Source organism: Amycolatopsis thermalba, from assembly GCF_003385215.1.
GTDB lineage: Bacteria > Actinomycetota > Actinomycetes > Mycobacteriales > Pseudonocardiaceae > Amycolatopsis_E > Amycolatopsis_E thermalba.
Genome location: NZ_PQHW01000158.1, coordinates 1 through 11,645, shown reverse-complemented (window position 1 = coordinate 11,645; position 11,645 = coordinate 1). Strand labels below are relative to the sequence as shown.

Here is an 11,645-nt window from a genome sequence, read left to right as displayed (position 1 = left end):
CCCGCCCCACCATCCACTCCGGACCCGCGACGACGTGGTCCTCACCCCGCACGTCGCGTTCAACTCCGACGGCTCACTGGCCGACCTGGCCCGAACCGCCGCCACCAACGTCGCCGACGTCCTGACCGGACTCGTCCCAGCCACGGTGGTCAACCCCGAAGTCCTGTCCAGCACGGCCCTGAGGATGCGATGATCGCCGAACACCTGGTGCGGCGCGGCCTCGCCACCCGCACCGAAACCCTCGACGTGCGGCCCCTGACCGGCGGGGTGTCCAACGACGTCTTCGCCGCCACCGGCCCCGGCGTCGACGTCGTCGTCAAACGCGCGCTGCGACGGCTGCGGGTCGCACAGACCTGGACCGCCGACCCCGCGCGCATCACCACCGAAGGCCGCGCCCTGCGGCTGGCCGGGCGCATCACCCCCGGCGCGGTCCCCCGCGTGCTCGACCTCGACGACGGCTACCTGGTCATCAGCCGCGCTCCCCGCACCTGGCACACCTGGAAGGATGAACTGCTCGCCGGCACCGTCCGACCGTCCGTCGCCGGAGAGCTGGGGCACCTGCTCGGCCGCTGGCAACGGGAGACAGCCGCGATGCCGGGCGTGCTGCACGACTTCGCCGACCGGACCGTCTTCACCCAGCTGCGGGTCGACCCGTTCCACCGCGCCATCCGGCGCCGCCACCCCGACCTCGCCGGGCCGATCGACACCACCCTGTCGGTGATGGCCGAGACCACGACCTGCCTGGTGCACGGCGATTACACACCGAAGAACGTGCTCGTCGATCCCGATGGCCACCAGCTGTGGGTCATCGACTGGGAGGTCGCCCACGCCGGCGACCCCACCTTCGATCCCGCCTGGACGGTCGGCCACCTGCTGCTCAAATCACTGCACCGGCCCACGGCCGCCCCCGCCTGCGCCGCGGCCGCGCACGAGTTCCTGGACGCGCTCGAAGTGCCCCTCGACGAGAACCAGCTGATCCGCCAGACCGGCTGCCTCGTGCTCAGCCGGGTCGACGGCACCAGTCCCGTGGACTACCTGGCGCCCACAGCCCGGGATCGCGCGCGGGCGCTCGGCCGCCGTCTCCTGCTCGACCCGCCCGACGTGGTGACCGACATCTGGAAGGACCTGACGTGAGTGACACCGCCATCAGCGCCGTGCGGGCGTGGGAGGCCCTCGACTCCCGCGGCAAGCCGACGGTCGGCTGCGAGGTGCGCCTGGAAGGCGGGGCACGTGGGGAGACCACCGTCCCCTCCGGTGCGTCCACCGGTCGCCACGAGGCCCGCGAGCTGCGCGACGGCGGAATCCGGTACGGCGGTCAGGGCGTTCGCGGAGCGGTCAGCGCCGTGTCCGGGGAGCTCTTCGGCGCCGTACGCGGTCTGGACGCCACCGCCCAGAGCAGCGTGGACCAGGCGCTGCGCAGCGCGGACGGCACCACCGACCTCGGCCGGCTCGGCGCGAACGCCATCCTCGCCGTCTCGGTCGCCACCGCACTCGCCGCGGCCGACGCGCGCGGCCTGCCCCTCTACCGCGCCGTCGCCGACGACGACGCCACTCCCCTGCTGCCGCTGCCCATGGTTAACATCATCTCCGGCGGCGCCCACGCCGGCCGCGCGATCGACGTCCAGGACTTCCTCGCCGTGCCCGTCGGCGCGCGCTCGTTCGCCGAAGCCCTCGAATGGTGCTCGCGGGTGCGGGCCGCCACCGCCGACGTCCTCACCGCTCGCGGCACGTCACCCGCGCTCGTGGCCGACGAAGGCGGGCTCGGTCCGGTCCTGCCGACCAACCGGGCCGCGCTGGACCTGCTGACCGCCGGGATCGAACGCGCCCGGCTGCGCCCCGGCGACGACATCGGGATCGCCATCGATGTCGCCGCCACCCAGTTCTTCACCGGCGACCGCTACCGGCTCGCCGCCGAGGACCGCGACCTCACCGCCCACGAGTTGATCGATGAGCTGGCCGGCTGGTGCGACCACTATCCCATCGTGTCCATCGAGGACGCTCTCGCGGAGGACGACTGGACGGGCTGGCGCGACGCCACCCAGCGCCTGGCCGGCCGCCAACTCCTCGGCGACGACCTGTTCGTCACCGATCTCGCCCGCCTCGACCGCGGCGTGCGTGGCCAGGTCGCCAACGCCGTGCTGGTGAAGCCCAACCAGACCGGCACACTCACCGCCGCCCGCGCCGTCGTCCGCCACGCCCAGGACAACGGCTACACCACCGTGCTGTCCGCACGCTCCGGCGAAACCGAGGACAACTGGCTGGCCGACCTCGCCGTGGGCTGGCGCACCGGCCAGATCAAGGTCGGCTCCATCACCCGATCCGAACGCACCGCCAAGTGGAACCGCCTGTTACGCCTGGAAACCGAACTGGGCGAGGACGCCGACTACGCCGGCGCCACCGCGCTTCGCGCGAGCGCCCGTACCACACTTGACGGTGCACGACGCACCTGACGAGCGTCGTTGAGTTCGCACAGCGCTGGTGGCACCCCGGCCAGACCGGGGTGCCACCAGGCAAGGGTTACCGCACCGCGACGCGGTACTCGCCGCCGGGCACGGTCAGCAGCACGTACCCGCCGGACTCGGTCGCGCCCAAGGCCGTGCCGCGGCCGTCGCGCCATACCGTGCGGCCGTTGACCGACACGTCCGCCCCGCGGGTCACCGGCACCGCGATCACGCCGCTGGTGCCCGCCGGCGTGCGCGCGGTCAAGGCGAACCGGCCCGCCTTCTGCTCGGAGCTCCAGCTGACCTCGATGTCACCGAACGCGGTCGGCACGCTGCCGGCGCTCCACTTCAGCTCGGCCGGACGCGGCTGGATCCGCCAGCTCTGGTAGCCGGGCCCGACCGGTGCCACGCCGAGGACCTGCTCGGTCAGCTGCACGGTCGGCGAGGCGGCCCAGCCGTGGGCGAGGCTGGCCGTGGCGCGGTTGACCCCGCCGTCGCTGTTCTTGAACTCCCAGAACGCCCCGGTGTAGAGCGGGTTCGCCGGATCGACCATCGGCCCCCAGGTGCGGCGCATCAACTCCAGCGCTCCCCCGGTGTCACCGACCGCGAAGCGGCCCGCGGTCTCCATGCCGTTGGCGAACGGTTCGATCGTGTGCCCGGTCGGGTCCTTCAGGCCCGGCCCCATGATCGCGCCGTAGGGAGTCCACAGTGTCCTGATCGCGGCCAGCACCCGCCCTTCCTGACCGGCCGGCACGAACCCGTACTGCAGCGCCAGCGCGTTGGCGTCGCCGACGAGCACGCCGGGGTTGGTGCTGCTCTGCGGGTACGCGCCGAGCTGCGGGTTCCACAGCTTCGTCATCACGGCGGTCTTGATGGCGTCCGCCGTGGCGTCGTAGCCCTCGGCGGCCGAGGCCGACCCCACGGCACGCTCCAGCCACGCCATCTCCCGCAGCAGGATGTAGTAGTCGATGCTGTACTTGGTCACTTCGCCGGTCTGGGTGGCCTGCCAGTAATCGCGGTCGTTGGACACCACGAGGTTGTCGGCGGTGCGGAAGCTGTCGTTGTAAGCCAGTTCCCGCCGCAGCGCCGGCAGGACGCTGGTGATGTAGGCCTTGTCGCCGGTGTAGCGGTAGTAGTCGATGAACGCCCGCGCACCGTAGCCCGAGTAGTTGTTGGAGTAGAACAGCGGCGAGCCCTCGGGCGAGGTGCGCTTGGCGAAGTCCGGCGAGCCGGGGAACGCCCCGTCCGCGCGCTGCTTGGCCAGCAGCACGTCCAGCGACGAGCGCAGGTAGTCCGCCCCGACGTCGCCGAGGGTGCTGATCGCCGTCGGCCCCTGCACCAGCAGGTCACCGGTCCAGATGCTGCGGTCGCGCTTGGCGCCGTCGTAGATCCGGGCGTCGGCCAGCCCGTTGAGCCCGGGCGCCTTGAGGTTCATCTGCAGCGTGTACGCGCCGGAGTACCACATCCGGTTGAGCTGGTCGTCGCTGGAGAGGAACCAGCCCCGGTAGTCGGCGGGGGTGGCGCGGTAGGCCTGGAAGTCGACCCCGGCCGAGGACAACGACACGCTGCCCGGCGAGCTCACGGTGACCAGCGCGAACCGGAACCCGCCGTGGAAGCCGCCGTTGAGACGGCCTGGCCCGGTCGGCTGCAGGGTGTCCGGACCACCGACACCGGCCAGGCCCCGCGACTCGTCCGAGCTCGGCGCCCCGGGCGAAGTCGTCACCGGGGTGCCCGCCGCCAGGTCGCGGGGCAGGCCGGAATCCAGGTCGACGGTCTTGGCGGCGGGGTCGAAACCGGTGATCGTCCGCGTGACGGCGTCCGCGCCGGTGCCGAAGGTGATGGTGTTCCCGGCCTCCAGGTTGGCGGCCGAGGCCAGCGGCACCCGGGTCGTTCCCGCCGGGACGGCCGCCGCGACCGTGGTCGACGCGGGTGTCCGGATGTACTGGCGCGCCTCGGACGTCACGATCGTGATCGTGGGGCTGCCGGTGACAGCGATGATGTCGAGATTGGGCACGCCGCCGACCTCGCGACCGAAGTCGAGCAGGACCGACGCCGGGGTGCCGCCGGCCGCGGTGGTCAGGGTCGTCGCGGGCCCGTGCCCCGAGACCAGGGTCCGGGGGTGGCGCACGTCCCCACGCTCTTGGGCGGCGACCGGACGCACCTGCGGGGACGACGGCCCCAGGACGTATTGCTGCCACTTGGCGGACGCCGACTGGAAGACTGTGTCCGGCACCGGAGCACCGGCAGCGGGCACGGTGGCGGTGACCATGGTCGCGACCGTCAGCACGCCAACGGCCACACTTCGCGCGGATCTAGGAGTAAATCGTTTCAACTCCGACCTACCTCTCTCCCTCGAGCGGATGTTCATTTCGGAGTACCGGGAAGGTACGGGGCCGCCCCCGCCACGGTGCAAGGATTTGTCCGGAACCGGACATGCGGAACGCCTGGATGGCGCAGCACTACCATGGGCTGATCGACACCGTGCCGACATCGACCGAGGAGGACAGGCTGAACAGGGTGACCATCCGCGAGGTCGCCGAACTGGCCGGCGTGTCCCCCGCGTCCGTGTCGAACTTCTTCCACAAGCCACGCAAGCTCTCCGAAGCCACCCGCGAGCGCATCCAGCAGGCCGTCGACAGGCTCGGGTTCGTGCCCAACGACGTGGCCCGCACACTGCGGATGGGCGTCAGCCCGGTGATCGGGTACATCGCCTTCGAACTGGCGGGAGCGACCACCCCGGAGATCGCCGCGGCGATCGAGCAGCGGGTCTCGGCGCGGGGAATGTACCTGTTGATGGCCAACGACACCGGCTCCCAGCAGCGCGAACGCGCCTACCTGCAGCTGTTCGCCAAACAGCAGGTCAGCGGCGTGATCATCGCTCCGGTCGGCGACGTGGAGGACGAACTCGCGCAGATGCGCGCGCACGGAATCGCCAGCGTGCTCAGCGCCCGCCGTGCGGTGTCGCCGGAACAGGCGTCGGTGTCGATCGACCACGTGGAGGGCGGCCGCCTCGCCATGCGCCACCTCCTCGACCGGGGGCACCGGCGGATCGGCTTCGTCGCCTCGTCGCTCGAACTGCGCCAGGTGGCCGACCGGCTCAACGGCGCCCTGTCGGTGGTCGGGTCCGTCCCCGGCGCGACGCTGGAGATCATCCCGGTGCCCGAACGCTCGGTGGACGCCGGAATCGCGTGCGCGAACGACATCGCCGACCGCTCACCGGAGCACCGGCCGGACGCGTTGTTCTGCGTCAACGACCTGCTGGCGATCGGGGTCGTCCAGGCCTTCGTTGCCGGCCGGCGGGTGAGCGTGCCGGGCGACATCGCGGTCATGGGCTACGACGACATCGAGTTCGCGAAGTCGACGATCGTTCCGCTGAGCACGATCCGCACGCCGCACGTCGAGCTCGGCCGCGCGGTCGCGGACCTGCTGTTCGAGGAAATGACGGTCCTCGAAGCCGGCACCGACCCGGAGCACCGGCGGCAGATCGACTTCTCCCCCAAGCTGGTGGTCCGCGCCTCCACGGGCGGCGACTGACCCTCCCGCTCAGCGGCCACGCCGCCGGGCGGCGGTTGCGCCGAGTGTTGAATCGTTTTACTCTCACCGGCACCAACCTCGTTACCTCCTCTAGCAAGACTCGCAATAACCATAGGTAAATCGTTTTACCTCTCTTCGACGATGAAGGAGAACCCCATGCCCGACCCGACATCGGCGCGCCTGGACCGCAGGCACTGGCTGCTCGCGGTGGCCGCCGGAATGGCGTCCCTGCTCGACTCCGGCGCGATCATCTCTGTCGGCCTCGGGCTGGCGCTCTGGAAGAAGGCGTTCGACCTGGACGTGTGGACCGTGGGCGTGCTCGGGTCCGCGCTCACGCTGTTCATCGCCGTCGGCGCGCTCACTGGCGGCCGCCTGGCGGATCTGGTCGGCCGCGGCCGGATGTTCTCGATGACGATCCTGCTCTACGCCGCGGCCGCGGTCGCGGTGGCCGTCGCGCCCAACGCCACCGTGCTCGTCGCCGGCGTGATCGTCATCGGTGTGGCGGCGGGGGCGGACCTGCCGACCTCGATCGCGGTGCTGTCCGAGCGGGCGCCGCAGGGCGCTCAGGGCCGTCTTGTCGCGTTCACCCACGTCATGTGGACGGTCGGCGTCGTGCTCGCGACCGCGCTGGGCTTCGCGGTGTCCGGGCTCGGGCTGACCGGCATCCGCTTGATCTTCGGACTGCTGGCCGTGCTCGCGGTCGCGACGTTCGCGTTCCGCGCGTTCTACCCGCCCTTCCGCGACCTGGAGGCCGACGCCGAAGCCCGGCACGCCGCGGCCGGCGTCGATGCCGCGAAAGCGTTGCCCCTCAAGGAACTCGTCCGGGAACGCTCCTACCTCGGCATGATCGCGCTCACCGCGCTGTTCTACCTGTTCTTCACGCTGGTGGCCAACACGTTCGGCTCGTTCAAGACCTACTTCCTGGTCACCGTCGGCGGCACCACCCAGGCCGTCGCCACCGCCGTCTCCTTCGGCACCACGCTCATCGGCCTCGTCGGCACCGTGGTGTTCACCCGGATCGCGGACACCCGCTGGCGCAGCAGGTTCTTCGCCGCGGGCGTGGTCATCTTCGCGTCCTGCCAGCTGCTCATCGCCGTCACCGGCGGTGTCGTGCTGCCCGCGATGATCGCGGCCCTGGTGCTCTACAACATCGGGTTCCCGTTCGTCGGCGAGGCGCTGTACAAGATCTGGACCCAGGAATCGTTCCCGGTCAACGCCCGCGCCACGGTGCAGGGCGCGACCATGGCGGTGGCCCGGTTCGTCGCCGCGGCCTTCGCCCTGGTCACGCCGGCGCTGATCGCCTGGAGCCCCTCGGGTTTGTATTACCTGCTGACGTTCTTCGCGCTGGTGTCCGGCTTCATCGGGGCAGTGATCATCCGGCGGGTTCGCGGCTCAGGCGTGATCGAACCGGCGCCGCTCGCCGACGAGGTCCGCTCATGACGGTCGCGAACCCGCCCCGCATAGGCCTGACCAGTGAGCCCTTCGCCCCGGACCCCTGTCCCCCGCTGTCGTGGACGACGACCACCACGGCCGGCGACTGGGTCCAGGCCGGGGCGGACCTCGAACTCACCACGGACGGCACCCGGCACACCGCGCACGTGGAAGGCGACGCGTCCGTGCTCGTGCCGTGGCCGTTCGCGCCGCTGGTCCCCCGGCAGACGGCCCACCTCCGGGTCCGGGTCCACGGCACGGACGGCTCGCGCTCGAAATGGAGCGAGCCGACCACGGTGACCGCCGGATTCCTCGCTCCTGGCGAATGGGAAGCGAGGTTCATCGGCTCTGGTGCGGAACATCCGCACCTGCTGCGCGGAACGTTCCGCCTTCGGGAAGGCGTGCGGCGGGCGCTGTTGTACGCCACGGCGTTCGGCGTCTACGACGCGCGGCTCAACGGCCAACGGGTGGACGACGCGGAACTGAAACCGGGCTGGACCAGCTACCAGTGGCGCCTCACCTACGACGTCAGCGACGTGACCGCCCACCTGCGGCCTGGTGCGAACGAGCTCGGCATCGAGCTGGCCGGCGGCTGGTACACCGAGCGGTTCGGCTTCCGCGACGCCGCGAGCCGGTTCTACCAAGGACCGCCCGCCGCCGCAGCGCAGCTGGTGATCGAGTACACCGACGGCACGACGGACACGGTGACCACCGGCGAGCACTGGCGCTGGGCGCGTGGCCCGGTCGTCTCCGCGAGCCTGTACCAGGGCGAAACTTACGACGCACGGCGGGAACCGGGCACCTGGCGCCCGGTCGCGCTGATCGACGTCCCGGACGTGACACCCGAACCCCGGAGCGCACCGCCGGTCCGCGTGATCGAGCACCGCGCCGTCGAGCAAGTCCGCACCACACCGTCCGGAAAGACGATCGTCGACTTCGGACAGAACCTGGTCGGCCGGGTGCGGATCACCGTGTCGGGGCCGGCCGGACACACCGTCACGCTCCGGCACGCCGAAGTGCTCGAACACGGCGAACTGGGCACCCGCCCGCTGCGCAACGCCGCCGCGACCGACCACTACACGCTGCGCGGCGACGGGGTGGAGACCTGGGAACCGAAGTGGACGTTCCACGGGTTCCGGTACGTCGAAATCGGCAACTGGCCGGGCGAGTTCGATCCCTCCGCGGTCACGGCGTCGGTGATGCACACCGACATGCGGCGCACCGGCGGGTTCACCACGAGCCACCCGCTGGTGCAGCGGTTCCACGACAACGTCGTCTGGGGCATGCGGGGCAACTTCCTGTCCATCCCCACCGACTGCCCCCAGCGCGACGAACGCCTCGGCTGGACCGGCGACATCCAGGTCTTCGCCCCCACCGCGTCATTCCTCTACGACTGCGACGCCTTCCTCCGCTCCTGGTTGCGCGACGTCGTCAACGAGCAACGAGCCGCCGGCGGCGTTGTGCCCATGGTCGTGCCGGCGGTAATCCCCCAGGTCCCCGGTCTCTCCGAGCCGGTCGCCGCGTGGGGCGACGCGATCACCGTGGTGCCGACGGTGCTGCACGAACGCTTCGGCGACCGGGAGGCACTGGAGTCGTGCTTCACCGCCATGGCCGCCTGGGTCGACACGGTGAGCGACCGCTGCGCCGGCGCGCTGCTGTGGGAGGGCGGTATCCAGTTCGGGGACTGGCTCGACCCCGATGCTCCGCCCGACCTCCCCGGGCAGGCGAAGACCGACGCCGGGATCGTCGCCACCGCCTACTACTTCCGCTCCGCCGACCTGACGGCACGCGCCGCCGCGCTCCTGGGCCGCGACGACGACGCCCACCGCTACGGCGACCTGGCGCGGCGAATCGCCGCCGCCTTCCGCGACGCCTACGTCACGCCCAGCGGCCGAATGATGTCCGACGCGCCGACCGCCTACGCCCTGACGATCGTGTTCGGCCTAGTCACCGACGAGCGCCGGGCAGCACTGGGCAGGCGGCTGCGCGAACTGGTCCGCGCGTTCGGCTACCACATCTCGACAGGCTTCGTGGGCACCCCGATCATCTGCGACGCGCTCACCGCCACCGGGCACGCCGACGCGGCCTCGCGCCTGCTCACCACGACCGAATGCCCGTCGTGGCTCTACCCGGTGACCATGGGCGCCACCACGATCTGGGAACGCTGGGACTCGATGCTCGAAGACGGCTCCATCAATCCCGGCCAGATGACCTCGTTCAACCACTACGCCCTCGGCGCGGTGGCGGACTGGCTGCACCAGCACGTCGCCGGCCTCGCCCCGGCCGAGCCCGCCTACCGGCGCATCCGAGTGGCACCGGTGCTGCTGGACACCCTCGACGACGCCGCCGCCTGGCACGACACGCCGTACGGCCGGGCGTCCGCCGGCTGGCGGCGAGAGGGAGACCTGGTGCGGTTCCACGTCGAGGCACCGCCCAACACCCGCGCCGAGGTGCTCCTGCCCTCCGGGGTGAAGTATGAGGTGGGCAGTGGGATCCACGAGTGGGCTGAACCCCACCTTCGCGCGGCATCGGCACGTGACGACCTGAGCCTGGACAGCGATCTGACCACGGTGATCGACGATCCCAGCGCCTACCAGGCCGTCCTCGGCGCGATCCGCGACCTCGATCCCGACCGCGCGGCCACCTTCCGCCGCACCACGAGGTGGACGCCCGGCCGCTCCCTGCGCGACCCGCTCAACAAAGCCCCGCTGGATATCCTCGACGCGGTCGACAAGGCGCTCCGCGGCCTGCCCACCACCTCAGCGGTCCCGGAGCGTGCAGAAGATCTGGCGCCGCCCGATGAGGACGACGCCCGCACGTGACCCTTCCCAGCGTCCCCAGTCCTCCGCAAGCGACCGAACTGGACGAAGAAGCCGAGTACGCCGGCGTGTCAACCCGGCGCCCCCGTGATTCGCGAGGTGCGGACGCGTGTCTGCAGGTGGTACCTGCTTCCGCCCTGCCGCTCCAAGCGCCTTCCAGCCGCCCGGGTAGATCGCGGCGACGACGCGGCCGCCCGTTCGTACCACCGGCGGGCACTGGCGAGCGCGATCTCGGCCATGTATTTCGCAAGCGCCAGACCGCGGTCGGCAGTTCCATTGCGTTGAAGCCCCGGGCGGAACTGGGAAATCCAGGCGCACCTGTGCCGGTCCAACCCGCCGACGTAGGGACCGAGGTTTCCGCCAGGATCAGGTGCCTTACGAACGCTGCGGCAAAGACCTCTCACCTGATCATTCTCACGGCCCCGCACCACCGGTAGCCCTTGCCCTGGGGTCGCGGATGAAGGTTCCCTTCGACGGCACTGTGACGACGAGTCCTTCGTCTCGCAGGAGCTGGGTTGCGTGGCGAAGGGTACCGAGCGCGACGCCAAGTTCTGCCGCCAAGCGCCGTTCGGCCGGTAGCGGTGTGTTCGGCGGGAGTTCACCGGATCCGATGCGGGCCTTGAACTGCTCGAAAACCGTCCGATAGAGATATTGCGGAGTTCGACGATCTTCCGTCATCGCCGACTCCGGTGCACGCGTACCCAGCCGTTTTCTTCGTTGAGCGCAACCTTCACGCGCTCGGGCATCGCGTGGCGAGGGCGATGCTGCGGCCGAACGCTTCTCGCCGAGGAAGGCACGCCACGGCAAATACGAGAAATCCACCGCCACATCATTCTTCCCTCCAGGTTTGGTGCGGTGCTACACACCAAACGACGGTGCAATGCGCGAACAGGGTCTGTTCAGGGTCTGGTTGACACCTCACCTGTGAGGTTCCGGCCTCGCCTGGAAGGATGTCATCGTGCCCAAGCCCTATCCCCGCGAGTTCCGTGACGACGTGGTCGCCGTGGCCCGTCGCGGCGAGATCCCGTTGAAGCAGGTCGCCGAAGACTTCGGGATCTCGGAGTCGTGTCTGGCCAACTGGCTGCGCGCCGCCGACGTCGAGGACGGCACCCGGCCCGGCGTGACCCGCGAGGAGTCCGCTGAGCTGCGCGAACTGCGTAAACGCAACCGGCTGCTGGAGCAGGAGAACGAGGTTTTGCGCAAAGCCGCCGCCTACCTCGCGCAGGGCAACCTGCCGGGAAAATAGCCTTCCCGCTCGTCCGTGAACTGGCCGCGGCCGGCGCCCCGATCAGGGTGCCGGTCGCGGTGACGTGCAGGGTGCTGGGTATCTCCCGGCAGGCCTACTACCAGTGGCTTCGCGATCCGGTCTCGCAGCGGGACTGGGATGACGCCCATTTGATCAATGCCGCCCTCGACATTC

General features: G+C 70.6%; 7 protein-coding genes and 2 pseudogenes. 7 read left to right on the top strand and 2 right to left on the bottom strand.

Going from position 1 to position 11,645, the window contains the following annotated elements; all coding sequences use genetic code 11:
* From D0D15_RS36170 to eno, 3 genes and pseudogenes are all read left to right on the top strand, one after another.
* Positions 1-193: pseudogene (locus tag D0D15_RS36170) on the top strand (hypothetical protein); the annotation flags it as partial.
* The gene (locus tag D0D15_RS34015) at positions 190-1,134 is read left to right on the top strand and encodes a phosphotransferase family protein (RefSeq protein ID WP_094005514.1); all 945 of its coding nucleotides are present in this window, start codon (positions 190-192) and stop codon (positions 1,132-1,134) included. The pseudogene D0D15_RS36170 and the gene D0D15_RS34015, both read left to right, overlap by 4 nt.
* Positions 1,131-2,450, top strand: a complete 1,320-nt coding sequence (gene eno / locus D0D15_RS34010) for a phosphopyruvate hydratase (protein ID WP_094005513.1) — start codon at positions 1,131-1,133, stop codon at positions 2,448-2,450. Before D0D15_RS34015 ends, eno begins: the two co-directional genes overlap by 4 nt.
* Positions 2,451-2,517: 67 nt before the next feature.
* On the opposite strand, the gene D0D15_RS34005 is transcribed toward eno, so the two are convergent.
* On the bottom strand, positions 2,518-4,569 hold the full coding sequence (locus D0D15_RS34005) for an alpha-L-rhamnosidase C-terminal domain-containing protein (protein WP_240325324.1): 2,052 nt from the start codon (positions 4,567-4,569) through the stop codon (positions 2,518-2,520).
* Positions 4,570-4,874: 305 nt separating this feature from the next.
* Here D0D15_RS34005 and D0D15_RS34000 point away from each other — a divergent pair, with 305 nt between their 5' ends.
* From D0D15_RS34000 to D0D15_RS33990, 3 genes are all read left to right on the top strand, one after another.
* Positions 4,875-5,975, top strand: a complete 1,101-nt coding sequence (locus tag D0D15_RS34000) for a LacI family DNA-binding transcriptional regulator (RefSeq protein WP_198958228.1) — start codon at positions 4,875-4,877, stop codon at positions 5,973-5,975.
* Between the two features lie 156 nt (positions 5,976-6,131).
* Positions 6,132-7,415: an MFS transporter gene (locus D0D15_RS33995; RefSeq protein ID WP_094005512.1), complete on the top strand. Its 1,284-nt coding sequence runs from the start codon at positions 6,132-6,134 to the stop codon at positions 7,413-7,415.
* On the top strand, positions 7,412-10,228 hold the full coding sequence (locus D0D15_RS33990; RefSeq protein ID WP_094005511.1) for an alpha-L-rhamnosidase: 2,817 nt from the start codon (positions 7,412-7,414) through the stop codon (positions 10,226-10,228). Before D0D15_RS33995 ends, D0D15_RS33990 begins: the two co-directional genes overlap by 4 nt.
* A gap of 411 nt (positions 10,229-10,639) precedes the next feature.
* Here D0D15_RS33990 and D0D15_RS37975 read toward each other — a convergent pair whose 3' ends face one another.
* Positions 10,640-11,053, bottom strand: coding sequence for a winged helix-turn-helix domain-containing protein (locus D0D15_RS37975; RefSeq protein WP_369806797.1), 414 nt, complete (start codon positions 11,051-11,053; stop codon positions 10,640-10,642).
* A gap of 130 nt (positions 11,054-11,183) precedes the next feature.
* Between D0D15_RS37975 and D0D15_RS37445 the strand changes: the two are divergent.
* Positions 11,184-11,645, top strand: a pseudogene (locus D0D15_RS37445) (transposase); the annotation flags it as partial.

Coding starts and splice junctions, on each gene's coding strand:
- D0D15_RS34015 (WP_094005514.1), top strand. CDS start 190: ATGATCGCCGAACACCTGGTGCGGCGCGGCCTCGCCACCCGCACCGAA.
- D0D15_RS33990 (WP_094005511.1), top strand. CDS start 7,412: ATGACGGTCGCGAACCCGCCCCGCATAGGCCTGACCAGTGAGCCCTTC.
- D0D15_RS33995 (WP_094005512.1), top strand. CDS start 6,132: ATGCCCGACCCGACATCGGCGCGCCTGGACCGCAGGCACTGGCTGCTC.
- D0D15_RS34000 (WP_198958228.1), top strand. CDS start 4,875: ATGCGGAACGCCTGGATGGCGCAGCACTACCATGGGCTGATCGACACC.